The organism is Rhodococcus sp. BS-15, assembly GCF_000813105.1.
Lineage (GTDB): Bacteria > Actinomycetota > Actinomycetes > Mycobacteriales > Mycobacteriaceae > Rhodococcoides.
The window spans coordinates 15,181-40,322 of sequence record NZ_BAOX01000014.1; the positions used below are offsets into that span (position 1 = coordinate 15,181).

21 protein-coding genes and 7 pseudogenes are annotated in these 25,142 nt (G+C 64.5%); 15 read left to right on the forward strand and 13 right to left on the reverse strand.

Features of this window, described 5'->3' with window-relative positions; genetic code table 11:
• The first annotated feature begins 25 nt into the window (after nucleotides 1–25).
• Complete coding sequence (locus RHBS_RS03470; protein WP_128644821.1) at nucleotides 26–928, forward strand: alpha/beta fold hydrolase; 903 nt, start codon at nucleotides 26–28, stop codon at nucleotides 926–928.
• Here the strand turns inward: RHBS_RS03470 and RHBS_RS03475 are convergent.
• Nucleotides 925–1,248 carry a putative quinol monooxygenase gene (locus tag RHBS_RS03475; RefSeq protein WP_032382260.1) on the reverse strand — a complete coding sequence of 108 codons (324 nt, stop codon included), beginning with the start codon at nucleotides 1,246–1,248 and terminating at the stop codon, nucleotides 925–927. The two genes, RHBS_RS03470 and RHBS_RS03475, sit on opposite strands and share 4 nt — an antisense overlap.
• A gap of 81 nt (nucleotides 1,249–1,329) precedes the next feature.
• Here RHBS_RS03475 and ligD point away from each other — a divergent pair, with 81 nt between their 5' ends.
• On the forward strand, nucleotides 1,330–2,283 hold the full coding sequence (gene ligD / locus RHBS_RS03480) for a non-homologous end-joining DNA ligase (RefSeq protein ID WP_128644822.1): 954 nt from the start codon (nucleotides 1,330–1,332) through the stop codon (nucleotides 2,281–2,283).
• 65 nt (nucleotides 2,284–2,348) lie between these two features.
• Here the strand turns inward: ligD and argG are convergent, their stop codons facing one another.
• On the reverse strand, nucleotides 2,349–3,764 hold the full coding sequence (gene argG, locus RHBS_RS03485; RefSeq protein WP_121872271.1) for an argininosuccinate synthase: 1,416 nt from the start codon (nucleotides 3,762–3,764) through the stop codon (nucleotides 2,349–2,351).
• A 56-nt stretch (nucleotides 3,765–3,820) separates the two neighbouring features.
• Nucleotides 3,821–4,525: a FadR/GntR family transcriptional regulator gene (locus tag RHBS_RS03490; RefSeq protein WP_128644823.1), complete on the reverse strand. Its 705-nt coding sequence runs from the start codon at nucleotides 4,523–4,525 to the stop codon at nucleotides 3,821–3,823.
• Between the two features lie 99 nt (nucleotides 4,526–4,624).
• Here RHBS_RS03490 and RHBS_RS03495 point away from each other — a divergent pair.
• The 4 genes and pseudogenes from RHBS_RS03495 (at nucleotide 4,625) to RHBS_RS31720 (ending at nucleotide 8,785) form a co-directional block, all read left to right on the forward strand.
• Nucleotides 4,625–6,063 (forward strand): annotated as a pseudogene (locus tag RHBS_RS03495) (aspartate ammonia-lyase).
• A 4-nt stretch (nucleotides 6,064–6,067) separates the two neighbouring features.
• Nucleotides 6,068–7,507 carry an amino acid permease gene (locus tag RHBS_RS03500; protein ID WP_128644824.1) on the forward strand — a complete coding sequence of 480 codons (1,440 nt, stop codon included), beginning with the start codon at nucleotides 6,068–6,070 and terminating at the stop codon, nucleotides 7,505–7,507.
• Nucleotides 7,500–8,384, forward strand: coding sequence for an asparaginase (locus RHBS_RS03505; protein ID WP_128644825.1), 885 nt, complete (start codon nucleotides 7,500–7,502; stop codon nucleotides 8,382–8,384). Before RHBS_RS03500 ends, RHBS_RS03505 begins: the two co-directional genes overlap by 8 nt.
• Nucleotides 8,385–8,464: 80 nt before the next feature.
• Nucleotides 8,465–8,785 (forward strand): hypothetical protein, encoded by a 321-nt coding sequence (locus RHBS_RS31720; protein WP_128644826.1) that lies wholly within the window; start codon nucleotides 8,465–8,467, stop codon nucleotides 8,783–8,785.
• Here the strand turns inward: RHBS_RS31720 and RHBS_RS31395 are convergent.
• Both RHBS_RS31395 and RHBS_RS31400 read right to left on the reverse strand, forming a co-directional pair.
• Nucleotides 8,750–8,926: an MOSC domain-containing protein gene (locus tag RHBS_RS31395; RefSeq protein WP_304627281.1), complete on the reverse strand. Its 177-nt coding sequence runs from the start codon at nucleotides 8,924–8,926 to the stop codon at nucleotides 8,750–8,752. The genes RHBS_RS31720 and RHBS_RS31395 overlap by 36 nt on opposite strands.
• A 67-nt stretch (nucleotides 8,927–8,993) precedes the next feature.
• A pseudogene (locus RHBS_RS31400) lies at nucleotides 8,994–9,695 on the reverse strand (MOSC domain-containing protein); the annotation flags it as partial.
• Between RHBS_RS31400 and RHBS_RS03520 the strand changes: the two are divergent.
• Nucleotides 9,579–10,150, forward strand: a pseudogene (locus RHBS_RS03520) (isochorismatase family protein). The pseudogenes RHBS_RS31400 and RHBS_RS03520 sit on opposite strands and share 117 nt — an antisense overlap.
• Here RHBS_RS03520 and RHBS_RS03525 read toward each other — a convergent pair.
• From RHBS_RS03525 to RHBS_RS03535, 5 genes and pseudogenes are all read right to left on the reverse strand, one after another.
• Nucleotides 10,147–10,398, reverse strand: a complete 252-nt coding sequence (locus tag RHBS_RS03525) for a cupin domain-containing protein (protein WP_306303505.1) — start codon at nucleotides 10,396–10,398, stop codon at nucleotides 10,147–10,149. The pseudogene RHBS_RS03520 and the gene RHBS_RS03525 sit on opposite strands and share 4 nt — an antisense overlap.
• Before the next feature lie 79 nt (nucleotides 10,399–10,477).
• Entirely contained in the window at nucleotides 10,478–10,930 is a 453-nt protein-coding gene (locus RHBS_RS30140; RefSeq protein WP_237668980.1) for a hypothetical protein, read from the reverse strand.
• Between the two features lie 36 nt (nucleotides 10,931–10,966).
• A pseudogene (locus RHBS_RS30145) lies at nucleotides 10,967–11,197 on the reverse strand (hemin transporter); the annotation flags it as partial.
• Nucleotides 11,198–11,333: 136 nt separating this feature from the next.
• Nucleotides 11,334–11,582: pseudogene (locus RHBS_RS31970) on the reverse strand (globin domain-containing protein); the annotation flags it as partial.
• Between the two features lie 213 nt (nucleotides 11,583–11,795).
• Nucleotides 11,796–12,398, reverse strand: coding sequence for a hypothetical protein (locus RHBS_RS03535; RefSeq protein ID WP_128644827.1), 603 nt, complete (start codon nucleotides 12,396–12,398; stop codon nucleotides 11,796–11,798).
• Nucleotides 12,399–12,447: 49 nt separating this feature from the next.
• Between RHBS_RS03535 and RHBS_RS03540 the strand changes: the two genes are divergently transcribed.
• Entirely contained in the window at nucleotides 12,448–13,854 is a 1,407-nt protein-coding gene (locus tag RHBS_RS03540) for a glucose-6-phosphate dehydrogenase (NADP(+)) (RefSeq protein ID WP_128644828.1), read from the forward strand.
• A 157-nt stretch (nucleotides 13,855–14,011) separates the two neighbouring features.
• Nucleotides 14,012–14,167, forward strand: a complete 156-nt coding sequence (locus RHBS_RS28705; protein WP_183130382.1) for a hypothetical protein — start codon at nucleotides 14,012–14,014, stop codon at nucleotides 14,165–14,167.
• Between the two features lie 57 nt (nucleotides 14,168–14,224).
• Here the strand turns inward: RHBS_RS28705 and RHBS_RS03545 are convergent, their stop codons facing one another.
• A complete protein-coding gene (locus tag RHBS_RS03545; RefSeq protein ID WP_094613965.1) occupies nucleotides 14,225–14,428 on the reverse strand; it encodes a PspC domain-containing protein in 204 nt (67 codons plus the stop codon).
• A gap of 297 nt (nucleotides 14,429–14,725) precedes the next feature.
• Between RHBS_RS03545 and ppk2 the strand changes: the two genes are divergently transcribed.
• From ppk2 to RHBS_RS03560, 3 genes and pseudogenes are all read left to right on the forward strand, one after another.
• Nucleotides 14,726–15,670, forward strand: a complete 945-nt coding sequence (gene ppk2 / locus RHBS_RS03550; protein ID WP_183130383.1) for a polyphosphate kinase 2 — start codon at nucleotides 14,726–14,728, stop codon at nucleotides 15,668–15,670.
• A gap of 703 nt (nucleotides 15,671–16,373) precedes the next feature.
• Nucleotides 16,374–17,206 (forward strand): annotated as a pseudogene (locus RHBS_RS03555) (alpha/beta fold hydrolase).
• Nucleotides 17,207–17,409: 203 nt separating this feature from the next.
• Nucleotides 17,410–18,411: an alpha/beta hydrolase family protein gene (locus RHBS_RS03560; RefSeq protein WP_128644833.1), complete on the forward strand. Its 1,002-nt coding sequence runs from the start codon at nucleotides 17,410–17,412 to the stop codon at nucleotides 18,409–18,411.
• 3 nt (nucleotides 18,412–18,414) lie between these two features.
• Here RHBS_RS03560 and RHBS_RS03565 read toward each other — a convergent pair whose 3' ends face one another.
• Nucleotides 18,415–20,448, reverse strand: a complete 2,034-nt coding sequence (locus tag RHBS_RS03565; RefSeq protein WP_121872281.1) for a prolyl oligopeptidase family protein — start codon at nucleotides 20,446–20,448, stop codon at nucleotides 18,415–18,417.
• 115 nt (nucleotides 20,449–20,563) lie between these two features.
• Between RHBS_RS03565 and lpdA the strand changes: the two genes are divergently transcribed.
• Complete coding sequence (gene lpdA / locus RHBS_RS03570; RefSeq protein WP_128644829.1) at nucleotides 20,564–21,979, forward strand: dihydrolipoyl dehydrogenase; 1,416 nt, start codon at nucleotides 20,564–20,566, stop codon at nucleotides 21,977–21,979.
• Nucleotides 21,980–22,053: 74 nt separating this feature from the next.
• On the opposite strand, the gene RHBS_RS03575 is transcribed toward lpdA, so the two are convergent.
• Nucleotides 22,054–23,103 (reverse strand): M48 family metallopeptidase, encoded by a 1,050-nt coding sequence (locus RHBS_RS03575; protein WP_128644830.1) that lies wholly within the window; start codon nucleotides 23,101–23,103, stop codon nucleotides 22,054–22,056.
• Between the two features lie 273 nt (nucleotides 23,104–23,376).
• Here RHBS_RS03575 and RHBS_RS03580 point away from each other — a divergent pair.
• Nucleotides 23,377–24,180 (forward strand): annotated as a pseudogene (locus RHBS_RS03580) (MlaE family ABC transporter permease).
• Nucleotides 24,181–24,274: 94 nt separating this feature from the next.
• On the forward strand, nucleotides 24,275–25,054 hold the full coding sequence (locus tag RHBS_RS03585) for an ABC transporter permease (protein WP_237668981.1): 780 nt from the start codon (nucleotides 24,275–24,277) through the stop codon (nucleotides 25,052–25,054).
• The last annotated feature ends 88 nt before the right edge of the window (nucleotides 25,055–25,142 follow it).

Genomic DNA, 25,142 nt, shown 5'->3' on the forward strand with positions numbered 1-25,142 from the left:
GGCAGCACAATGCGAGCATGGACCGATGATGATTCGCGCAGGCGTGCTGGATGTGGCGTTCGACCGTTTCGGTGATCCGTCCGGTCGTTCGGTGGTACTGCTGCACGGGTTTCCGTACGACCCGCGCGGTTACGACGACGTCGCCAGGCTACTCGCCGAATCCGGCTACGACGTGGTGGTGCCGTATCTGCGCGGTTTCGGACCCACCCAGTTCGTCGACACCGACACGATGCGCTCCGGTGAGCAGGCCGCGATCGGCCACGATCTTCGCGAGCTGATCATCGCGCTGGAACTGAACGAGCCCATCGTCGCCGGCTACGACTGGGGTGGGCGAGCGGCGTGCGTCGTCGCCGCGATGTGGCCGGAGCTGATATCCGGACTGGTGAGCGTGTCCGGATACCTGATTCAGGACATCGCCGCGGCAGTGTCCACACCAGTGCTACCGCACCTCGAGAAGCGGTACTGGTATCAGTACTACCTGCATTCCGAGCGAGCCGGGCCGGGCTCGCGGCCCACCGCGCGGAGTTCGCACAGACACTGTGGACGGATTGGTCGCCGACCTGGCGGTACGGCGACTCCGAATTCGCGGCTACGGCACCCTCGTTCGACAACCCCGACTTCGTTGACGTGTCCGTGCATTCCTACCGGCACCGCTACGGAATCGAGCCGGGGGGATGCTGCCTACGCAGCGACGCAGGAGTTGCTGACTCGGCAACCGAGAATCACGGTGCCCACGGTCGTGATCGATCCGACCGAGGACACCGTCGCCTCGTTGTACGGCCGCCCGGACCACGCGGCGCACTTCACCGATCTGATCGACGTGGGCCAGATCGACTGTGGCCACAACCCGCCACAGGAATTGCCGGGGCAGTTCGCCGACGCCGTCGTGACGCTGGGTGAGGCGGTCCGGGATCGAGACTCGAACTAGTCGACCGCGAGCTCGCCCAGTTCGTTCCAGTCGGTGCCGTCGACCTCTTGGCTGATGATCTTCGGCGTCTCCTGCAGATAAGGCGGGAGATCCTTCTGGGCCTGCTTGAAGTGATCCGAGTTCACATGAGCCGCACCGGCATCGGGGTCCTTGAACGCCTCCACCAGGACGTACTCGGTGGGATCGTCGAGCGTGCGCGACCAGAAGTACCAGAGGCACCCCTCCTCGGCCTGGCAGGCTTCGGTGAAGTCGCGTGAGATCTCGGGCCAGTTGTCCGCGTGCTCGGGCTTGACCTTGAACTTGGCGGTGATGAAGATCAACGTTGCTCCTTGTTGTCGATGGCCCTCTTGCTGTACCCGGATTGCATGGAGAGCATGCCTGCCGTCGCTTAGGCTCGGGGCATGGCCAGTAGCTCACCGTCGATCGAGATACCGGTGGGCGAGCGCAGCGTCCGCATTTCCAACCCCGATCGGGTCTATTTCCCCGAAAGCGGAGCCACCAAGCTGGATTTGGTGAACTACTACCTGAGCGTGGGCGCCGGCATCGTGCGGGCGCTGCGGGAGCGGCCCTGCATGATGCATCGCTTCCCCAAGGGTCTCGCCGGCGACAAGGTGCATCAGAAGCGCGTACCCAACGGCGCCCCGCCGTGGCTCGAGACGGTGCAGGTGACGTTTCCCCGCTACAACCGCACCGCGGACGAACTGTGCGTGACCGAACTGGCGCACGTGGCCTGGGCGGTGCAGATGTCGACCGTCGAGTTCCATCCGTGGAACAGCCGCCGCGCCGACGTCGAGATGCCCGACGAGTGGCGCATCGACCTCGATCCGATGCCCGACTGCCCCTTCGACCGGGTACGACGCGTCGCCGGGGTCGTTCAGGAGGTACTGGCCGACCTCGGGGCCGTCGGCTGGCCCAAGACCTCAGGCGGACACGGGCTGCACATCTACGTGCGCATCGACCCGACACACGGTTTCAAGGATGTACGCAGAGCTGCTCTGGCGTTCGCGCGTGAGGTGGAACGCCGCGCGCCCGAGGACGTGACGACCACGTGGTGGCGCAAGGACCGCGACCCGTCGAAACTGTTCGTGGACTACAACCAGAACGCCCGCGATCACACCATCGCCAGCGCCTATTCGGTGCGCGGAAATCAACAGGCGACGGTGTCGACGCCGATCTCCTGGGACGAAGTAGCGAGCGTGGATCCGCGAGAGTTCACGATGTTCACGGTGCCGGCCAGATTTGCCGAACTGGGTGACCTGCACGCGGGCATCGACGACGCGGTGTTCGCCATCGAGGAGCTACTCGAATGGGCGGAGCGCGACGAGCATCAGGGGCTGACGGAGCCCGAAGAGTAGCCGAACTCGAAGTTATGGACGGAAATCGGGCGGAATCCGTCCATAACTTCGAGTTCGAGCCCGCTCTAGTCGGTACCGGACTCGATGGCGGCGTGGTCGAGTGCCGAGGAGTCCACGGAACCGTCGGGGCCGCTGGCGGCGATGGCGTCGGCTCCGCCTGCGGGGAGTTCGCCGATCAGTTCGCCCCAGGCCGTGAGTTGATTCTGGGCGGCGTACTGCTCGAGCTTGCTGCGTGAATCGGCGATGTCGAGGTTGCGCATCGTGAGCTGACCGATGCGGTCGCCGGGGAAGAACGCCTGGCCCTGGCTGCGTTCCATCGACAGCTTCTCGGGGTGGTAGCTGAAGTTGCTGCCCTGGGTGTCGACGATCGTGAAGTCCTGACCGCGGCGCAGTCGCAGCGTCACGCTGCCGCTGACGACGTTGCCGACCCAGCGCTGCAGGCCCTCACGCAGCATCAGCGCCTGCGGATCGAACCAGCGTCCCTCGTACAGCAGGCGGCCGAGTCGACGGCCCTCGTTGTGGTACGAGGCGACGGTGTCCTCGTTGTGGATGGCGTTGACGAGGCGCTCGTAGGTGATGTGCAGCAGTGCCATGCCGGGAGCCTCGTAGATGCCGCGGCTCTTGGCTTCGATGATGCGGTTCTCGATCTGATCGCTCATGCCGAGGCCATGGCGTCCACCGATGGCGTTGGCTTCCATGACGAGGTCGACGGCGCTGTCGAAGCTCTTGCCGTTGATGCGGACGGGGCGGCCGCGCTCGAACTCGACGGTGACTTCCTCGGGCGCAATCTCCACCTCGGGGTCCCAGAACCGCACGCCCATGATGGGGCTGACGATCTCGAGCGAGGTGTCGAGGTATTCGAGCTTCTTCGCCTCGTGGGTGGCACCCCAGATGTTGGCGTCGGTGGAGTAGGCCTTCTCGGCCGAGTCACGGTAGGGGAGGGTGCGCTGGGTGAGCCACTGCGACATCTCGTGCCGACCGCCCAGCTCGGCGACGAACGCCTCGTCGAGCCAGGGCTTGTAGATCCGCAGCTGCGGGTTGGCGAGCAGGCCGTAGCGGTAGAACCGCTCGATGTCGTTGCCCTTGTACGTCGATCCGTCGCCCCAGATCGAGACGCCGTCTTCGGCCATCGCGCGCACCAGCATGGTGCCGGTGACCGCGCGGCCGAGGGGAGTGGTGTTGAAGTACGTCTGCAGCGACGAGCGGATGTGGAACGCGCCGCAGGTCAGCGCAGCCAGGCCCTCCTCGACGAGCGGTTCACGGCAGTCGATGAGCCGCGCCTGCTCGGCCCCATAGGCCAGACCGCGCTCGGGCACATCGGACAGATCCGGCTCGTCGTACTGGCCGATGTCGGCGGTGTAGGCATACGGGATCGCGCCGTGCTCGCGCATCCAGGCGACAGCCACCGAGGTGTCGAGACCACCGGAGAATGCGATGCCGATTCGTTCGCCGACCGGGAGAGAGTTCAGTACCTTCGTCACGGCAGCAGCCTAACGGGGGTCGTTCCGCAGGCTCCACTCCCGGCCTAGTCGTACGGTCAGCTGGGTCGATCGGCGAGCGACTCCACGGCATTGCGGACGGCATCGAGATGCGCGGTCATGGCGCGTGCTGCAGCGTCGTACTCGCCGGATCGGATGCCGTCGACGATCGCGTCGTGTTCGACGTTGGATTGCTCCAGCCGGTGCGCAACGAGGTTGAGTGTTTCCGATTGCCGCGTCAACGCGTCGCGTATGTCGACGATGATCGACTCGAACACGCGGTTCTTGCTCGCCCGCGCGATCGCGGTGTGGAATTGCGCGTCCAGCAGTACCCAGGCCTCGTGGTCGTCCTCCGAACGCATCTCGTCGGCCAGGCCGGCGAGCACCGTCAACTCCTCGTCGGTGCGACGCTCTGCGGCCCAGCCTGCTGCGGGAATCTCCACGTGAGGGCGGGCCTCCATGAGTTCGCGGGCTGCGTAGTTGCCGATGTCGAGGTCGTTTCCGACGCGGTCACGAATGACGAAAGTGCCGAGGCCCGTTTTGGTTTCGGTCAGGCCGAGGGCGTGGCAGGAGCGCAGCGCCTCGCGAATGACCGAGCGGCTGACGCTGTGCCTGGTGGCGAGCGCGGCCTCGGACGGCAACTTCTGCCCGACGGGTAGATCGCCCGACGCGATCGCTGCGCGGAGGTCCGCGAACACCGCCTCGGCTGCGCTCATTCGGGCATTCGTGGGCGCACTGACTGCCCAGCTGTCCGACAAGTTCATGACGTGATCCTAGCGTGGGGTTGACCGGCGAGGTGTTCTCCGCCACACTCTACCTGTCAGACAGCCGGACAGCTGGACACCATCATCTAGGAGCGCACCGTGGCCGATACCCGCATCGAGAAGGATCTTCTCGGGGAACGTGAAATCCCGTCGAGCGTGTATTGGGGAATTCATACCCTGCGCGCTCTCGAGAACTTCCCCATCACCGGGCGTCCGATCTCCACCAATGCGCACCTCGTTCGCGGACTCGCGGCGGTGAAGTGGGCAGCTGCGTCGGCCAATCAGGATCTCGGAATTCTCGACGCCAACCGCGGGGAAGCGATCCGCACCGCGTGCCAGGAAATTCTCGACGGCCAGTGGCACGAGGAGTTCGTCGTCGACGTCATCCAGGGCGGCGCCGGCACCTCGACCAACATGAACGCCAACGAGGTCATCGCGAATCGCGCGCTGGAAATCCTCGGCCACCCGCACGGCGACTACAGCACGCTGCACCCCAACGAGCACGTGAATGCGTCGCAGTCCACCAACGACGTGTACCCGACGTCGGTCAACATCGCGACGATCTTCGCCGTCCACGAGTTGATCGCCTCGATGAAGGTGTTGCGAGATTCTTTCGGCCGCAAAGCAAGCGAGTTCGCCACCGTGGTCAAAATGGGCCGCACGCAGCTGCAGGACGCAGTGCCGATGACCCTCGGTCAGGAGTTCGGCACCTACGCGATCATGATCGACGAGGACTGCTCGCGGCTCGAAGAAGCAGCGCTGCTGGTGCACGAGATCAACCTCGGAGCCACCGCCATCGGTACCGGGCTCAACGCCCCCGCCGGCTACACCGAATCGGCCGTCGCGCATCTGCGGACCATCACCGGTCTGCCGCTGGTGACGGCGACGGACTGATCGAGGCAACGCAGGACGTGGGCCAGTTCGTGCACCTGTCCGGTGTACTCAAGCGTGTCGCGGTGAAACTGTCGAAGATCTGCAACGACCTCCGGCTGCTGTCTTCCGGGCCGCGGGCGGGCTTCAACGAGATCAATCTGCCTCCGATGCAGGCCGGTTCGTCGATCATGCCCGGCAAGGTCAACCCCGTCATCCCCGAGGTTCTCAATCAGGTCGCCTACGAGGTGATCGGCCACGACGTCACGATCACGATGGCGGCCGAGGCAGGGCAGTTGCAGCTCAACGCATTCGAGCCGATCATCGTCAAATCCCTGTCCGACGGCATGGCGCATCTGAGTGCCGCGTGCCGTACCGTCGCGCATCGGTGTGTCGACGGCATCACCGCAAACGTGGACCTGCTGCGCGAGCGCGTCGAGAACTCCATCGGCCTGATCACCGCGCTGAGCCCGTATCTCGGATACGTGGAATCCACTGCGATTGCACAGGAAGCGTTGGTCAGTGGCCGCAATGTCGTCGACCTCGTCCTCGAGAAGGGGCTGCTGGCCCGGGACGAGTTGGATCGACTCCTGAGCCCCGAGCATCTCGCGAACCTGCGGGTGGCTCCCGTCGAGCACGCAGATGCCCCCGAAACGTCGACGAGGTAATGCGATGACCACAGAGAATCGGAGTGTCGATACCCGCAAGGCCTTCACCGAGGAAGATCCCGGCTATCGAAAAGAGTTGGCTCCACGCCAGATCCAGATGATCGCTATCGGCGGCGCGATCGGCACCGGGCTGTTCATGGGTGCGGGCGGGCGACTGCGTGACGCCGGGCCTGCCCTGGTCCTGGTGTACGCACTGTGCGGATTCTTCGCCTTCCTGATCCTGCGCGCATTGGGCGAACTGGTGATGCACCGGCCGACGTCCGGATCGTTCGTCTCGTACTCGCGCGAATTCTTCGGGGAGAAGGTCGCTTTCGCCGCCGGTTGGCTGTACTGGATGAACTGGGCGATGACGGCGGTGGTCGACGTGACGGCCGTGGCGTTGTACATGAACTTCTTCAAGAAGTACTGGGCCCCGCTCGGCGACATCGACCAGTGGGTGTTCGCACTCGCGGGCCTGCTGCTCGTCCTCGGTCTGAACCTGGTGTCGGTGAAGGTGTTCGGTGAGTTGGAGTTCTGGTTCGCGCTCATCAAAGTTGTTGCTCTGGTGACGTTTCTGTTGATCGGTACCTACTTCGTCATCTTCGGAACGCCCATCGACGGCCAGGAGCCGGGGCTGAGCGTGCTGACCGACAACGGCGGACTGATCCCCAACGGGCTGCTGCCAGCGATCGTCGTGATCCAGGGTGTCGTGTTCGCCTACGCCTCGATCGAGCTGGTCGGCACTGCTGCCGGAGAGACGCAGAACCCCGAGAAGGTGATACCGAAAGCGATCAACACCGTCATCATCCGTATTGTGGTGTTCTACGTCGGCTCGGTGCTGCTGCTCTCGTTGCTGTTGCCGTACAGCAGTTATCAGGCGGGCGAGAGTCCGTTCGTGACGTTCTTCGGGGCCATCGACGTCGAGGGCGCTGACGCCATCATGAATCTGGTCGTCCTCACCGCGGCGCTGTCCTCGCTCAACGCCGGTCTGTACTCCACCGGGCGCATCCTGCACTCGATGGCGATCGCCGGCTCGGCACCCGCATTCGCTGCGCGGATGAACAAGTCGGGTGTGCCCTACGGCGGCATCGCACTGACGTCGGTGGTGACGTTGCTCGGCGTCGTGCTCAACGCAGTGGTCCCGGCGCAGGCTTTCGAGATCGTGCTCAACCTCGCCGCGCTCGGCATCATCAGCGCCTGGGCCGTCATCGTGGCGTGTCAGCTCAAGTTCTGGTCGCTGTCCAAGACCGGCGCGGTCACCCGACCTGCGTTCAAGCTCTTCGGTGCCCCGTACACCGGGTACGCAACGCTAGGCTTCCTGGCGTGTGTACTCGTGCTGATGGCCTTCGACAAACCGGTCGGTACCTGGACGGTGGCGTCGATCCTGCTCATCGCGCCGATGCTGATCGGTGGTTGGTTCCTGTGCCGCAAGCGAATCCGAGAGGTGGCGGCGCGCAGTGACTGACCATGTCGCATTGCTGACCACTGGCGGCACGATTGCCAGTAGTCGCGACGAGCACGGGGTGTCTCGTCCGGTGGCCGGGCTCGGGATCGATGTCGACGGTGTTCGGGTGCGCGAGGTGATGTCGAAGGACAGCTCGGCGTTGGACTTGGTGGATCTGGACACCATCCGTACGGCGGTGGTCGACGCGCTCGCCGAGGACGGCTGCGTCGGAGTGGTGGTGCTACACGGGACGGACACCATGGAGGAGTCGGCCCTGTATGTCGACCTGTTCCATGCCGACGATCGCCCGGTGGTCTTCACCGGTGCGCAGCGCACGGCCGATCATGTCGATCCGGACGGCCCCAGCAACATCGCCGCGGCGGTGGCGGCAGCGCAGTCCGAGCGCGGTGTGTTGATCGCCTTCGGTGGACGGTTGCTGCCGGCGCGTGGTGCGATCAAGAAGCACACCTCCGCGCTCGACGCGTTCCGGTCGGCTGCGCTCCCGCGACCGAAACCGTTGCTGTGGAAGCCCATTGCCGGGATCCGCGTGGACATCGTCGCGCTGTATCCCGGTGCAGACGGTGTGCAGATCGAAGCGTGCCGCGAGGCTGGGGCGTCGGGCATCGTGCTCGAGGCGATGGGCTCGGGCAACACGAACGCCCGCGTCGTGCATGCGGTGAAAGAAGCTGTGGCTGCCGGGGTACACGTGGTGGTCACGACGCGGGTGCCGTTCGGTGAGACCTCGCCGACGTACGGCGGCGGCGGGGGTGGACACGATCTGGTCGATGCGGGTGCAGTGTTCTCCCGCGAACTGCGGGCGGGGCAGGCGCGTATCCAGTTGGCGGCGCTGGTTGCAGCGGACGCCACTGACGTGGCTGTCCACAATTCGTTCCGGTAAGCGAGAAAAACCGCCTGCGGAATCGAATCGTGGACAAGTCAGCGCACCACACCCGCGCTACACCGTTACTCTAGGTAACTATGGGCACGATCGAGATCGAATTCGCTCCCCACTGGGTGAATGCGTCGTTGGTGCGCACGTTGGCGCGGCCCTTCGTGACCATCGACGGCGTCGAGCATCGGCAGTCGTGGACCGCGCCGTCGACGTACACGCTCGAGTCGGGCAGTCACGAACTCACCGCCTTCATCCGGTACCGCGGCACGAACGCCGCGCTGGGTACCGGCCGGAGAACAGTGACGGTGCAACCAGGACAACAGGTTTCACTACGAGCCCGCAACGGCTGGGCCAATCACATGCCGTTCGAGTTACAACTCCGACTCGCCCCAACTCTCGACGTGTAGTTCGTCGCCGACGGTCACCGTGCCGTCCTGCAGCACAGAGAATTTCGACCCGAAGGCGACGCCCTTCTGCCGACCGCGGCGGTAGTCGCCGAGTGTGCGCAGCGGTTCGGGGCCGGTGCGCACACCGGTGGTCTGCTCCACGGTGGTGACGGCGCAGCGGATCGCGAGTTTGGTGTACGCCAATCGCGCCCCCGCCGATGGTCACCTCCCGCAGCTCGTCTTCTCGGTGCGGGGAGTCCCAGCCGTCGACGACGATGTTGGGGCGAAAGCGATCCATCGGCAGCGGTACGTCGAGGCGAGAATTGAGACCGGCCAAGGTGGCGGTCGAGAGGATGTGCACCGCCGAGCTGTCGGCGAATTGCGCTGATCCGGGCGAGATTCCGTCGGTGACGCGGCCGAGGTTGCGTGGCGCGGCGACCAGACGTGACGGCTCCTCGATCACCTCGGTGAGCCAGCCGGCGACCTCGTCGCCCTGATCGATTCCGCGCATCGGGCTGCGGAACATCGTGATGTCGCGCGCCTCGGAGTCCCGGTCCACCGGCACGGTCACCGAACCGGTCGACGCGTGTGTGAGGGTCAACGCCTCGTCCGTCACCGAGCATCGGACGACGGCGAGAACGGGGTCGCTACGTTGACTGCGGAATGCGCCGTCGGAGTCGACGATCATGAATGCCCGGTCGTGTTCGAGGCCGGTAGCGCTCACGTGAGCCGAATGCAGCGTCGAGCCTGCACATCCCTTGACGGGGTAGGTCACCAGAGACGACACGCGCACCCGTCGAGGATACTGGGATCCATGACTCGTGCTCTGTTGGTAGTGGATGTGCAGAACGATTTCACCGAGGGCGGCGCGCTGGCGGTGACCGGCGGCGCGGAAGTCGCGCGCAAGATCAGTGAGTATCTCGCGCGCCACGGGGACGAGTACGACCTCGTGGTGTCCTCGCGCGATTGGCACGACGCGGAGGGCGACAACGGCGGACACTTCGCCACCGACGCGCCCCGGATTTCGTCACCACCTGGCCGGTGCATTGCGTCGCCGGCACGGTCGGCGCCGAGTATCACCCCGATTACGCCACCGGTTCCGTGGACGTGCACGTCTACAAGGGGCAGGGCAAGCCGTCGTACTCGGCGTTCGAGGGTGTCACCGAGGACGGGACAGCCCTCGCCGAGATACTCACCGCAAACGAGGTCACCGACATCGACGTCGTCGGACTTGCGACCGACTACTGCGTCCTGGCCTCGGCGAAAGACGCTGTGGCCGAGAAGCTCGACGTCCGTGTTCTCACCGACCTCGTTGCGGGAGTAGCACCGGAGTCATCGGCCGCGGCCCTCGACGATCTGCGGGCATCCGGCGCTTCGGTGGTCTAGGCCGAGGTGACCACCGTCGTCAGCAGAACAGCCGCATCGGTGGTGGCCCGCAGCGAGTGCGGTGCATCGGGAACCACCAACAGATCGCCGGTCATCCCGCTCCAGACGTCGTCGCCGCTGAGCAATTCGACCCGACCGGACAGGACGTGCACTGTGGCCTCGCCTGGATTGCTGTGCTCGGACAGTTCGGCACCGGCCGCGAGTGCGATGAGGGTCTGCCGGAGAGCATGCTCGTGGCCTCCGTACACCGCCGACGCCGCCCGACGCGACGACGCGAGGTGGCCTTGACCATCAGCTCGCGCGTGAGGGCGTCGAGCGAGACCTTCTTCACCCGGCCACCGTGACGGGAGACCACAGGTCCGGACCGAACACCTCGTAGGAGATGCGTTCCGAAGGCACACCACGCTGGAGGGCCGCGAGGCGGACGGCGCGCAGGAACGGCAACGGTCCGCAGCTGAGCACGTGGGTATCCGGGGTGAAGGCGAGCCGATCGAAATCCATCAATCCGGTGAACGACGTCGAATCGTCCGCTTCGACGGTCTCGTACCAGGCGTGATCGACGACGTAGTCGAGTGCTTCGGCCGCAGTGGCGATCGCCTCTCGTAATGCGTGGTCGGCGCGGCTACGGTCCGCGTGGGCCAGTATCAGCTTTCGGGCGGGCTGAGTTCGGGCGAGGTGCTCGACGAGCGGCAGCACGGTGGTGATTCCGGCACCGGCGGTGGCGATCAACAGCGGCCCGTCGCCGATGGACACTCCGAAATCACCTGCGGGACTGCTCACTTCGAGAATGTCTCCAACGGCAACAGCCTCCTGAAGGTGCGTCGAGACCTGCCCGGGCGGACCGTTGCGTACCTGCGCCACCGTGATCTGAAGGCGGGTGTCGGAGGCGATGGACGAGACGCTGTACTGACGCGGCTGACGAGTGCCGTCGGCGAGATCGGCGAACACCGTGACGTACTGGCCGGCCTCGAGTGCGGGAAGGGGAGCGCCGTCCGCGGGTTCGAGGACGAGCGAGACCGTGCCGGGGCTCTCCTGCGTGCGCCGCATGACGCGGTACGGGCGCAGCGGATTGTGGGGGGTCGATGTCTGCCGCTGCGTAGAGGCGCGCTTCGGTGGCGATGAGCTGCGTGGCGAACAGCCAGTAGACCTCGTCCCACGCGGCGGCGACGGCGGGAGTGACGGCGGCACCAAGGATGTCGGCCACGGCACCGAGCAGGTGTCGGCCGACGAGGGTGTACTGCTCCGGGGTGATGCCGAGCGTGATGTGCTTGCCGGCGATGCGGCGCAACACCGGCTCGAACGACGGTGCGTCCGGGTCGATCAGCTGAACGGCGTAGCCGACCACCGATGCGGCCAATGCCCGACTCTGCTCGCCGGTTTCCTGATTCGCGCGGTTGAACAGACGCCACAGCTCGGGGCGTTCGCCGAGCATCGACTCGTAGAAGCGGGCGCTGATCGTTTCGGAGTGTTCTGCCACCACACCGGCAGTGGCGCGGACGACGGCCTCGGCGGCGGGAGACAGAACGGGGTGGGCGGCGGGCACGGGACGTGCGGGTGCGGTCAGGGTCACGCCGCAATCCTGTCCGCTGTGGGGCCGCGAAAGCAGCCCTTTACGTCCCCACCTCGGGGGACTTTCGTCCTTCGGTCAGCTGTCGATCGTCGTGGTGATGGATGTGACCGACGGTGCCGCCGGGGTGCTGCCGAAGCCGAACGTCACCGGGGGAGTAACCGGGGTGAGCGATCCGAGGTCCTCGCCCTGCCAGGACGCCGAGACATCGGTGACGCGATGTTGGTGGCGGGCACCGTAGTACTCGCGTCGGTCGTTGCCCGCGCTGCCGCGGGTGCGCACTCCGCGGAGCACGACGCGGGCGATGGGGTCACTGATCGCGCAGAACCACGGTGCTGTCGATATCGCGTCGGGGACCAAGCTCAGCGCGCGGCCGAGAACGGTGGGTCCGGCAACACGAATTCTCACCGACAGATCACCCGCTGTCACTGATCGCCAACCGTCCTGCTGAGCGGCGAACGTCACCGGGACCAGTTCGGTGTCGTCGAACGTGTATGTGGCGGTGACGAATTCGCGTACGTCCTCGTTGGGGGCGATCAGCAGACGTCTCCCGTCGGCGAATTGGATCATGACGTCGGTGAATTCGCCGAGCGGCGATCGCGTCCAGTGACCGACGACGATCCGCACACCGGACGTCGTACCTACCCCGTAGATCTCACCGTGAAACCGTGATCTGGTCATCACACCGACTGTAGCCATGCTCGGCCCGGGTCGGTGCATAGTGGAGGTCATGGCGTCCTCGCAACCCACTGTATTCGTCCTGTTCGGCGCAACCGGAGACCTCGCGAAGCGAATGGTCCTGCCGTCGTTCTACCAACTCCATCTCGAAGGTCTGCTCCCCGAGAAATGGGTCCTGATCGGCAACGGCCGCAAGGATTCCTCCGACGACGAATTTCGCGATCACGTCCGCAGCGTCCTCGACGAATTCGCCGAGAATGTGGCCGAGGACGATTGGTCGACATTCTCCGAGCGAATCCGCTTCGCGGGCAACGGCTTCACCGTCGACGATCCCGGTGAGTTGCCCGAGGTCGTAGCCGACGCGAAGAAGGGCATCGGCGACGACGCCCAGTTGGTGCACTACATCGCTCTGCCGCCGAGCACCTTCGTCGATTACACGAAGGCCCTGGGTGCACACGGTCTGGCCGACGGCTCCCGCGTGGTCTACGAGAAGCCGTTCGGCACCTCGCAGAGCAACTTCGAGGAACTCGACAAAGCGGTGCACGAGGTGGTCGACGAAGAGCAGGTCTATCGCATCGACCACTTCCTGGGTAAGGAGGCGACGCAGAACCTGCACGTGCTGCGGTTCGCGAACGGCATGATCAGCGGGATCTGGAACTCCGAGCACGTAGCGCAGGTACAGATCGACGTCCCCGAGACGCTGGACATCGACGATCGGGCCGAGTTCTACGACGAGACCGGTGCCGTGCTGGACATGCTCGTCACCCACCTGTTCCAGGTTGCCGCGGAGGTCGCGATGGAGCCGCCCGCATCGCTGAAGGCGCAGGATCTGCAAGCGGCGCGCGAGACGGTGATCGGGCAGTTCCGGCCGCTGGACACCGAGGAGGTGGTTCTCGGGCAGTACGACGGGTATCGCGACGTCGAGGGCGTTGCCGATGACTCGAAGGTCGACACGTTCGTCGCGGCCACGTTGTGGGTCGACACCGACCGTTGGCGTGGCGTCCCGTTCCTGCTCCGCACCGGAAAGATGTTGGGTGTCAGCGAGCAGCGCGTCTCGTTGGTGTTCCGCAAACCGGCCGACAGTCCGCTGGGCGAGCTGCCGGAGGACGGCGCGGTGCTCTCGTTCGACCTCTCCGGCGACGGCAGCATCGACATCGCGATGACGGTCAAGGAGCCGGGCCCGGATTTCGATCTGTCGGTGGGGCATCTGGCGTTGCCGTTGAAGTCGGTGCCCGATGCCGAGCCGCTGAGCCCGTATGCGCGCCTGATCCTCGATGTGCTCAGCGGAGATCGGTCGTTGTTCACCAGGCCGGACGGTCTGGCGCACGTGTGGGATGTCGCCGCTCTCTTGCTGAGCAATCCGCCCGAAGTGCAGAGTTATGCGCCCGGTTCGATGGGACCCGCCGAGGCGGATGAGCTCGCCGCACCCTGTGGCTGGTTGATCACCGGGACGGAGTAGTTCACCCGCGGTCCAGCGGGAGTTTTTTCGGACAACAAACGGGGCGCAGGACTTTTTCGGCGAAACGGCGGATCGGACAGAACGGGCGCGTTATATTTCTGCCGCCTGGTCCAATGTTCAACCAGGCCTCGTCGTTTCTCCGAAAGGTGCTCACCCCATGCTTCTCGATCTCATCACCGGTCTGCTCGGCGGCGGCACCGAAGGAGGCGGCCTCGGCGGAATCATCACCGACGGCATCTCCGCAGGCATCGCCGACGCGATCTCCGAGCTCTTCACCGGAAGCGCTGAAGGGCTTTCCAGCGTCGCCGAGTAGTCGGTCGCGGGGCCCCGGACCTGTTGTCGAGGTCCGGGGCTTCGTCGCGTTCGGGCTTCACCGGAGCGGCATCAGCATCAACGCCGCGAGGTAGATCAGCACGACGGTGCCGCCGGTCAGGACCGTGCCGGCAACGGTCGCGAGTCGGACGATGTTGACGTCCCAGCCGAAATATTCGGCAACTCCGCCGCATACACCTCCCATCATCTTCTGTGAACTCGACCGGGTGAACTCTCTGGGGGAACCGCTCTCGAATGTCATGCTGAAAAGTCTGCATCAGCAATGCCTTTCGGCACATCGGGGATTTCACCCATATCGACCCCGACAAACGAGCGGTCCGAAAACGGCGCGCGAACAAGATCCTCGACTTTTCCGGGCCGACCCCTGGACCTACAGCTGCGAGGGCCGCTACGGTCGCACGTGATCGGCGAGTGCGCGACCGGCGCTACCCGGTCCGTCCCCCTTGCGGACCGGGTGGTGCCTGCGGTGAAACCGGATGCATCGGGTGTTCACCGAATCGCCATGGATTGGTCACCGATGAGCACTAACTTTCGGCCCATGACCGACAACGATCTCCGGAACGGCACGGCTGCGCGTACGAATCTGAGCGACTTGCTCGACATCACCAAGGCCGTGAATCTTGCCGACACGTCGGGCTTCGCCGTCGACGACTCCGATGACGACGATCCGGTGCTGCTGACCGTCCCCGACGGCCATATCGTCGACACCTGGCGCGAGAACTACCCGTACGACGAGCGCATGACGCGTGCCGAGTACGAGCTCGAGAAGCGTCTACTGCAGATCGAACTCCTCAAGTTGCAGATGTGGACCAAGGAGACCGGACGACGGCACGTCATCATCTTCGAGGGCCGAGATGCCGCCGGTAAGGGCGGCACGATCAAGCGCTTCATGGAACACCTCAACCCGCGCGGTGCCAGTGTCGTCGCACTGGAGAAGCCGTCTGCTCGTGAGTCGACCGAGTGGTACTTCCAGCGCTACATCGCACATCTGCCCGCGGCCGGGGAGATCGTCATGTTCGACAGGTCCTGGTACAACCGGGCCGGCGTCGAGCGGGTCATGGGCTTCTGCACCGACGAGCAGCACGCTCAGTTCGTTCGGCAGGCACCGCTGTTCGAGCAGATGCTGGTGGACGAGGGCATCAGCTTGACCAAGTTCTGGTTCTCGGTGTCGCAGCACGAGCAGCGCACCCGCTTCGCCATTCGGCAGGTCGATCCGGTGCGGCAATGGAAGCTCTCGCCCATGGACCTTGCCTCGCTGGACAAGTGGGATGCTTACACCGCGGCGAAGGAAGAGAATTTTCGCGCCACCGACACCGATGTCGCGCCGTGGACGGTCGTCAAGAGCAACGACAAGAAGCGGGCCCGCATCAATGCGATGCGCTTCGTGCTCAACAAGTTCGACTACGCGAACAAGGATCCCGAAATCGTGGGCGAAACCGACCCGTTGCTCGTGGGGCGCGCCAAAGACGTGATCGGCGAATAGTTTTGGTCGGTCAACCGGTGAAATTTCCGCTGAACCGTTGCGGCACCACCTCTTCGGGATCTCGAGTTGGTACCGGGGGCTGCGCCAAACCTTAGCGTGCGGTAAGAACGAGGGAGGTCGTATCGCTTACGGCTGTCCTTGCACACGAGCAACAGGAGTTCTCATGGGTTCAGCAGCACAGTTCATTTCCGACATCGCATCGGGCGTCTACGACGGAATCGTCGACGCGATCGTCGATCAGATCGTCGGCGTGCTGACATCGGGTAGCGCCGCGTAATCGTCCGACATCGTCGCGGTCGCCGTCGGGGGCGGCCGCGACATCTCGGTCCCGTGGCTGTTGGCCGTTTTGTGATGTCACACCAAGATTTTCGACTTTTACTATCTTTTCCGTATACAGAGCGTGACCTTCTGAGGTAGAAATCTTCTTGCAGAGATCATCGCGTGACATAAGTCACAGCAGATCTGCACACCCCCTCGATGAAGGAGTTTTACGTATGTCCGCTGAACTCGGATCCATCCTCCAGATCCTCCTCGCACTGTTCAACGCCGGTAGCTCCGAGACCCCCACCGCGCTCTGATCCCAGTTCTGAGATCCGAATGACCGGTGCCCACCCTGTCGTGGGTGCCGGTCATTCGTTCGTTCGAAACGTATTCGAGCCGTGAAAGATTCGGTTGCATCCCAGGCGCATCATAGGGTTGCCCCATGCAGACGGTTCCGATTCAGATGCCCGACGGTTCGACGGTGCCGGTCTCACTGTTTCCCGGTGAAGGCCGTGACGATGCACCCGTGATCGTCGTTCTTCCCGGCCTCGGCATTCCCGGTGGCTACTACCGACTGTTCGCCGAGGCGCTCGTCGCGCGCGGGTTCCAGGCCGCGATCGGGGACCTGCGCGGCCAGGGAGACAGTGTCCCCAAACCGAGTTCGGCGAGTCGGTACGGGTATCAGGAGCTGGTCTCGGTCGACTTTCCGGCGATCTTCGAGGTGGTTCGTGAGCAGTTCCCGGCGGCGACGCCGTATTTGCTCGGGCACAGCATGGTGGGCAGCTCGGCTCGATGTACGCCGCACGCATCAGGGGAAGGCTCGGGGGATTGATCCTGGTGGCGTCCGGGTCGCCGTATCACCGCGGTTTCGGCACGTCCCGTGGTGTGCCGCTGTACGTGGGCGCGGCGGCGATGGCGATCACCAGCAGCATCGCGGGGTTCTGGCCGGGGGATCGAATCGGAATCGGCGGCTTCGGTCGGCAGTCGCGGGTTCTGATCGACGATTGGTCGCGGTTCGCGCGGACCGGATCGATCGAGCCTGCGGGGGCCGACATGGACTACGAGGAACGGATGGGCCGTCTGACACTTCCGGTGCTGGCGGTGACCATCGAGGGCGACGACCTCGCGCCCCGTGGCTCGATGGACAACCTCGTGCGCAAGCTTGCCAACGCCGATGTCACCTCGGTGCACGTCGACGAGCCGCTCGGCCACAACGGGTGGATTCGAAACCCCACGGCGGTCGCCGACCTGGTCGCCGAATGGATGCACAAGTAGTTCACTCGAATTAACTTTCAGTTGTTTTGCTCGCTATTGGTCATTTCTACATACTCATGGTTCGTTTTGGTGTAGAAAGCTGTTGAACCAACAATTGTTCGACGACGTTAGTGAGCACGACTATGAACGGCCTGGGGGCTTCGGTCCGTCGAATCGGTGATGGTCTGCTCGTTCGCTACTCCGTAGCACTGCGAAGATCAGCCATGGTGGGCGTGGTGGCATGCCTGGCCATCGGCGCCCATCCGACTGCCTCCGCCACGCCGTCATCGTCGACCGATCATCCGGCGACGGTGCAGACGGGCTCGTACGTGGTGCGGACCGAGGTGGCCGACGACACCGCGATGACGGCATTCGTTCACTCTGCCGCGATGGACCGAACCATTCCACTGAAGATTCTGCGGTCTCCTGATCGGACGGCTCCGAGCCCCACGCTGTACCTGCTCAACGGGGCGGGCGGCGGAGTCGACGGAATGGACTGGTACACCCAGACCGACGTCGTGTCGTTCTTCGCCGACAAGAACGTCAATGTGGTGACCCCCGTGGGTGGGGCCTACTCCTACTACACGGACTGGCAGCACGACGATCCGGTGCTCGGCCGCAACAAGTGGGAGACGTTCCTGACCGCCGAACTGCCACCGCTCGTCGACGATCTGTTGGAGACCAACGGCCGCAACGCGATTGCAGGTATCTCGATGGCCGCTACCTCTGTGCTGAACCTGGCCGCGCACCATCAGGGGCTGTACCGAGCCGTCGGTTCGTACAGCGGATGCGCGTCGACCACCGACGCGTTGGGACGGGCATACGTCAAGACGGTCGTGTCCATGGCGCTGGGCGCGAACGTGACGAACATGTGGGGGCCGGACGATCATCGGGACTGGGTGCGCAACGATGCGGTGGTCAATGCCGAGAAGTTGCGTGGCACAGCGCTGTACATCTCCAACGGCAGCGGACTGGCCGGGGCATCGGACACCCTCGACGGCACCAATCCCAACGGACCCGGCTTCGTGTTGCTCAACCAGATGGTCGTGGGCGGTGCCATCGAGGTGGCGACCGGAGACTGCACTCGCAGGCTGAAGACGGCCCTCGAGCAGCTCGACATCCCGGCACACTTCGAGTTGCGTGACCGTGGCACCCACTCGTGGGGCTACTGGCAGGACGACCTGCACGATTCCTGGCCGATGTTCGAGGACGCTCTCGCTGCCTGACCGTCAGTTGCGAGCGAGGTGCCGCCACAGAAATTCGTAGGTCAACGCCGTTTTGAACGCCAACTGCGCATTGTCCGACGCCCCGCCGTGCCCGCCTTCGATGTTCTCGTAGTAGCTGACGTCGTGACCGAGTTCGGCCAATCGAGCCGCCATCTTGCGGGCGTGTCCGGGATGGACGCGATCGTCGCGGGTGGACGTAGCGATCAGAATCGGCGGATACCGACGCTCGGATGCGGACACCACGTTCTGGTACGGGGAGTACTGCGAGATGAACTCCCACTCGTCCGGGTCGTCGGGGTTGCCGTACTCGGCCACCCAGGACGCGCCCGCGAGGAGCAGATGGTATCGCTTCATGTCCAGTAGTGGGACCTGACATACCAACGCGCCGAACAGTTCCGGGTACTTCGTCACCATGATGCCCATCAGCAGGCCGCCGTTGCTACCACCCTGTGCGGCCAACTGTTCGGTGGTGGTGATCCCTCGGGTGACGAGATCGCGTGCGACGGCGGCGAAGTCCTCGTGCACCAGATGGCGTCCGGCGCGCAGTACCTGGGTGTGCCAGGACGGCCCGTACTCACCGCCGCCGCGGATGTTCGCGACGACGTAGGTGCCACCACGTTCGAGCCACGCCCGTCCGGTTGCGCCGCTGTAGCCGGGCGTCATCGAGATCTCGAAGCCGCCGTAACCGTAGAGCAGTGTCGGTCCGGGGCCGGAATCGGCGCGTCGGACCACGAAGTAGGGGATGTCGGTGCCGTCGTCGGACCGGGCGAAGAACTGTTCCACCGTCAGCCCGTCGGCGTCGAAGAATGCCGGAGCCTGCTTGAGGACTTCGAGTTCGCCGCCCACCGTGCCCACCAGCAGTGTCGCCGGCGTCAGATAGCCGGACGAGGAGAGGAAGAACTCGTCGCCGTTCTCCTCGGCGTCGGTGCCGATGATCTCGGTGGAGATCAGGTCCGACAGTCCGTCGACGGTGGTGCTGACCCACTCGTTCGTGCGAGGGGTGAGCACGTGCAACTGCGTCCGTACGTCCTGCAGCGTCACCAGCAGCAGATGATTCTCGGTCCACGCGTACTGGTGCAGTGACGTGTGCGCGTCCGGGGCGAAGAGGACGGTGAGAGCGATTGTGCCGGAAATGAACTCGTCGAAATCCGCAGCCAGCAGTGCGCCGGCCGGATAGGTTTGCTCGCCGACCGTCCACGGCGTCATCGTTCGGACCAGCAGCCAGTTCTCGTGCACCGAGGTCGACGCGTCGGTCGGCGTCGGGATCCGGGTCAACGCAGATCCGTCGAGGACGTAGGTCTCGGAGTTGTAGAAGTCGGTGGCACGCTGGACGAAGTCGCGCTCGAATCCCGGCGTGCGATCGTGCCAGGCGGAGATCGAGATGTCCTGCGACTCACCCTCGTACACGGTCTCGGCGTCGTCGAGCGAGGTGCCGCGACGCCACCGCTTGGTGATTCGGGGGTAGCCCGATTCGGTGAGCGAACCGGGCCCGAAATCCGTTCCGACGAAGACGGTGTCCGCGTCGATCCAGCCGATGTCGGTCTTGGCCTCGGGGAGGGCGAATCCGCCGTCCTCCGAGGCGCGGAAGGTGCGGGAGTCCAGATCGAACTCACGGACCACCGTCGCGTCGGCCCCGCCGCGGGAGAGCGTCACCAGAGCCAGTCGTTGATGGGGGCGGAGCACCTGCGCGCCACCCCACACCCAGTTCTCGTCCTCGCTGCTGGCCAGCGCATCGAGATCGAGCAGTACGTCCCACGCCGGGTTCTCGGTTCGGTACTCGTCCATCGTGGTTCGACGCCACAGGCCGCGGACGTGCTCGGCGTCGCGCCAGAAATTGTACAGAAACTGCCCGCGACGACGGGCATACGGAATGCGGGCGTCGGTGTCGAGAACTTCTCGGATGCTCGCCTCGGTGGCCTCGAAGGTGGGGCCGCTCAGCGCCTCGACCGTCACCTCGTTCTTCTCGCGCACCCACGCGAGCGCAGCGTCGCCGGTGACGTCTTCGAGCCAGAGGTACGGGTCGTCCGAGATTGCCATTCCACAGTTCTAGCAGCACTCGGGCCGTCGGGGTGGTCGGCGCTCGCGTGGCTACCGGCTGGTAACGAAGACCAGGTCGAGCGAGCGTCGGACAGCACGACTACGCTCGGGACTCGTGACCTCACACTATGACGTCGTTGTCCTCGGAGCCGGTCCCGGTGGGTACGTCGCTGCAATCCGCGCGGCACAACTCGGACTCAGCACTGCCATCATCGAGAAGAAGTACTGGGGCGGTGTGTGCCTGAACGTCGGCTGCATCCCTTCGAAGGCACTTCTCCGTAACGCCGAGCTGGCGCACCTCTTCACCAAAGAGGCCAAGCTGTTCGGCATCTCGGGTGAAGCGTCCTTCGACTTCGGCGCAGCGTTCGACCGGAGCCGCAAGGTTGCCGACGGCCGCGTCAAGGGCATCCACTTCCTGATGAAGAAGAACAAGATCCCCGAGTACGACGGCAAGGGCACGTTCACCGATGCCAACACCATCGAGGTCGAGCTGACCAAGGGTGGCACCGAGACGATCACGTTCGACAACGCGATCATCGCGACGGGCAGCACCACCAAGCTGCTTCCCGGCACCGAACTGAGCGAGAACGTCGTCACGTACGAAGAGCAGATCATGACGAAGGACCTGCCGGGTTCGATCCTCATCGTCGGTGCCGGTGCTATCGGCATGGAGTTCGGCTACGTCCTCAAGAACTACGGAGTCGACGTCACCATCGTCGAGTTCCTCGATCGCGCGCTCCCCAACGAGGACAAGGACGTCTCGAAGGAAATCGAGAAGCAGTACAAGAAGCTCGGCGTCAAGGTCATCACCGGCGCAGGCGTGCAGAGCATCGACGACGACGGCTCCAAGGTCACCGTTGCGATCAAGCACAACAAGTCCGGTGAGAGCGAGACCTTCACTGTCGACAAGGTGATGCAGTCCGTCGGCTTCGCGCCCCGCGTCGACGGATTCGGCCTCGAGAAGACCGGCGTCGAGCTCACCGATCGCGGTGCCATCGGCATCACCAACACGATGCAGACCAACGTGCCGCACATCTACGCCATCGGCGACGTCACGGCCAAGCTTCAGCTCGCCCACGTGGCGGAGGCGCAGGCCGTCGTGGCTGCCGAAACCATCGGCGGCGCAGAGACATTGCCGATCGACGACTACCGCATGATGCCGCGCGCGACGTTCTGCCAGCCGCAGGTCGCCAGCTTCGGCCTCACCGAGGACCAGGCCCGCGAAGAGGCTCAGGCCCGCGGTTCCGACATCAAGGTCGCGAACTTCCCGTTCGCCGCCAACGGCAAGGCACACGGACTGGGCGACGCCACCGGCTTCGTCAAGCTCATCGCCGACACCGAGCACGGCGAACTGCTCGGCGGACACCTCATCGGACCGGACGTGTCCGAGCTGCTGCCCGAGCTGACCCTCGCCCAGAAGTGGGACCTCACGGTCAACGAGCTCGCACGCAACGTGCACACGCACCCGACGCTGTCGGAGGCACTGCAGGAAGCTATCCACGGCCTCGCAGGCCACATGATCAACTTCTGATCTTCACGGAACGACAAGGGCGCGACCACTTCGGTGGTCGCCGCCCTTTCTCGTTCGTGGGTCCTGCTCCGGCGCTACGACTTTCGCCAGTGATCGAAGCGCCCCTTGATGTCCGAGGCCACGTCGCCGATTCCGTTGCCGACGGCGTCGACGGCTCCGGTGAAGCCACTTCCGATGTCTCGCACCGTCTTGATCAGCGGGTCCTCCGAGGTATCGAAGTTGTTCTTGTACGTGCGCGCTGCGTTACGGAACTCCTCCGAGACCTTGGCCTCATGGTCGGTGGACCTGCGCGGGTAGTCGCCGCGAAGTACCGCCGCATACTCGCCGTTGTCGACCCACTTCTTCAGCTCTGCGGCGCGCAGCACCGAGAACGGGTGCGAGAGGAGTTCGAGGTTGAGCAGCTTGAGCACGCCGTCGCGCAGATCCCCACTGGCCTCGTACTCGGCGGCCTGAGCGAGGAAGGCGTCGACGTCGATCTCGCTGATGCGTGCGCCGCCCGCCAATTTCAGTTGCACGCTGATTGCTGTGTGCACATCCTGCCCGCACAGCAAACCTGCTCGGTCGCCGGACAATTCGGACTTGCGCTGCCATTCCATCAGCCCGGCGATGACCGCACGTAGCGCCCAACCGCCCACCGGAACCCAGCCGACGGTGCCGGCGAGGCGCATCAGATGCATCAACACGGTGCGGTACACCGCGTGACCGGACAGCGCGTGCCCCAGCTCGTGACCGACGACGAAACGCTGCTCCTCGTAGGTCATGATGTCGAGCATGCCGGTGGTCAGGACGATGAACGGGCGGTCCATTCCGATGGTGAACGCATTGACCATCGGCGACTGAACCACGAAGAGTTCGGGTGTTTCCTCGGCACCGAGAATCTGCACGCAGTCGCTGCGTAAGTCGTTCAGGTCCTTGAACTGTCGCTCGTCGACGCGCACTGCCGTGGCGAGGTACATCAGTCGATGCTGTCGCTCGCGCAGCAGCCCGGACAGTGTGCGCAGAACGGTGTCGAAACCTTTGAGGGTGCGCAGGGTGACCAGGGCGGCGCGATCGGACGGGTGTTCCCAGGTGCGAGAGGAGATGTCGGGGAATTCGATGCGGGTGCGGTCCGGGGCGGATGTCAATCTGTTCTCCCAGCGTCGATGAAGATCCAAAGTATCAGTAAAGCGGGGCAAGCGGTCCGAACTCGAAGCTCATCGCGCCCTCGCCACACTGCGATTTTCGAGCGCTCGATGACCGTTCCGAACCCCGATCGACTCACCGGAAGTCTGTGATCAGTCATAGCCCACCAAGTGATGAAAACGTCACTTGGTCGTTTGTCGGCTGGTAGTTTTCGTTTTCTGCGCGAGGGGAGTCGCGCCGAACACGAGCTGGGGGGTGGGAAATTGTCGTCGCCGATGTCGGCGCTCACACGCGTCAGCGGCGGGGTTTCCGGTGGATTCAGAACGTTCGGTCAAACTCTGGAGCTGGGCGTACTGGCCTTCGTTCACCTCGCGCGAGATATCGTCACGCTGCGTCATCCGTGGCGTGACACCATCGACCAGGCCTGGTTCGTCGTCACCGTCACAGTGGTTCCCGCAGTACTGGTATCCATTCCGTTCGGCGTCATCGTGTCCGTCCAGGTCGGCAGTCTCACCGATCAGATCGGGGCGACGTCCATCGCAGGAGCAGCGGGTGGCCTCGGGGTGATCCGCCAGGGTGCCCCGATCGTTGCGGCGCTGTTGTTGGGCGGTGCCGCAGGCGCGGCGGTCGCTGCCGATCTGGGGGGCACGCACCATCCGCGACGAGATCGACGCATTGTCGACGATGGGAATCGACCCGGTTCGCAGGCTTGTCGCGCCGCGGCTGGCAGCCATCCTGCTGGTGGCACCGTTCCTGTGCATCCTCATCATCTTCATGGGCTTGGCCGCGGGCTATGCGATCAACGTCGGCTTTCAGAGTGGGACGCCCGGCAGCTACATCAGCTCGTTCGCGTCCTTCGCCTCGGTGGCGGACCTCGTGGTAGCCTGGTGAAGACCGAGATATTCGGCGTCATCGTCATTGTCGTCGCCTGCCAGCGCGGGTTGTCCGCCGCCCACGGACCCCGCGGGGTCGCGAACGCGGTGAACGCCTCCGTGGTGCTCGGTGTGGTGTCCGCGTTCACCGTCAACGTCGTGATCACGCAGGTGGTCGCGATGTTCATGCCACAGAAGTTGGGCTGAGATGGCAACTCCTTCTCGCTACACCGTGCACGGCACCGCTCACCTCACCCGCAGCGCCAGGTATCTCGGACGCAAGCCGTTCGACGTTCTCGAAATGCTGGGTCATCAACTGACGTTCTGCGTCAAGGTGCTCACCGCCATCCCGCATACCGTCCGCTCCTATCGGCGCCAGATGCTGCTCATTCTCAGTGACATCACCTGGGGCAGTGGGAAACTCATCGTTGGTGGCGGGACGGTGTCGGTCCTCGTGGTGCTGGGTGTCGCGGTGGGTGCATCCGTCGGAATCGAAGGATTCAATTCCCTCGGCATGGTGGGGATGGAGCCGTTGACCGGTTTCATCTCGGCGTACGCCAGCACTCGCGAACTGGCCCCGATGATCGCGGCGATCGGATTCGCGACGCAGGCAGGATGCCGGATGACGGCCGAGATCGGCGCGATGCGTATCTCGGAAGAGATCGATGCCCTCGAAGCTCAAGGCATACAGTCGATGCCGTTCGTCGTGACCACCCGGGTCATCGCGGGAATCGTCACGATCGTGCCGCTCTACCTGCTGACGCTCATTCTGAGCTACCTGTCGTGCGCCGTGGTGGTTCGCGTGGTCGGCGGACAGTCGTCGGGCACTTACGACCACTACTTCAGCGCATTCCTGCAGCCGCTCGACGTTCTCTTCTCGCTGCTGAAAGCCGCGGTGTTCGTCGTGACGATCATCCTGATCCACGGCTATCAGGGTTACTACGCCTCGGGCGGTCCGGAAGGTGTCGGCCGCGCGTCGGGTCGCGCCATCAGAGCCAGCCTCGTCGCGGTGGTGGTACTGGACATGATCATGACGTTGGTCCTGTGGGGATTCGACTCGGGCATAAGGATTTCGGGGTAGAGATGGCAGTGTTCGACGATCTGACGGGTCGATCGGCCGGTCCCGCCGCGCTCCGTGTGCGCGGGCTGGCGGTCGCCGTGGTCGTGGC

What these genes read in the sequence shown, in the direction of transcription:
- ligD (WP_128644822.1), top strand. Translation starts at nt 1,330, where the DNA reads ATGGCCAGTAGCTCACCGTCGATCGAGATACCGGTGGGCGAGCGCAGC.
- RHBS_RS03535 (WP_128644827.1), bottom strand. Translation starts at nt 12,398, where the DNA reads ATGACCAGATCACGGTTTCACGGTGAGATCTACGGGGTAGGTACGACG.
- RHBS_RS03470 (WP_128644821.1), top strand. Translation starts at nt 26, where the DNA reads ATGATGATTCGCGCAGGCGTGCTGGATGTGGCGTTCGACCGTTTCGGT.
- RHBS_RS03545 (WP_094613965.1), bottom strand. Translation starts at nt 14,428, where the DNA reads ATGACATTCGAGAGCGGTTCCCCCAGAGAGTTCACCCGGTCGAGTTCA.
- RHBS_RS03560 (WP_128644833.1), top strand. Translation starts at nt 17,410, where the DNA reads ATGGTGGGCGTGGTGGCATGCCTGGCCATCGGCGCCCATCCGACTGCC.
- RHBS_RS03540 (WP_128644828.1), top strand. Translation starts at nt 12,448, where the DNA reads ATGGCGTCCTCGCAACCCACTGTATTCGTCCTGTTCGGCGCAACCGGA.
- RHBS_RS03585 (WP_237668981.1), top strand. Translation starts at nt 24,275, where the DNA reads ATGCTGGGTCATCAACTGACGTTCTGCGTCAAGGTGCTCACCGCCATC.
- RHBS_RS28705 (WP_183130382.1), top strand. Translation starts at nt 14,012, where the DNA reads ATGCTTCTCGATCTCATCACCGGTCTGCTCGGCGGCGGCACCGAAGGA.
- RHBS_RS03500 (WP_128644824.1), top strand. Translation starts at nt 6,068, where the DNA reads ATGACCACAGAGAATCGGAGTGTCGATACCCGCAAGGCCTTCACCGAG.
- ppk2 (WP_183130383.1), top strand. Translation starts at nt 14,726, where the DNA reads ATGACCGACAACGATCTCCGGAACGGCACGGCTGCGCGTACGAATCTG.
- RHBS_RS03490 (WP_128644823.1), bottom strand. Translation starts at nt 4,525, where the DNA reads ATGAACTTGTCGGACAGCTGGGCAGTCAGTGCGCCCACGAATGCCCGA.
- RHBS_RS31720 (WP_128644826.1), top strand. Translation starts at nt 8,465, where the DNA reads ATGGGCACGATCGAGATCGAATTCGCTCCCCACTGGGTGAATGCGTCG.
- RHBS_RS03565 (WP_121872281.1), bottom strand. Translation starts at nt 20,448, where the DNA reads ATGGCAATCTCGGACGACCCGTACCTCTGGCTCGAAGACGTCACCGGC.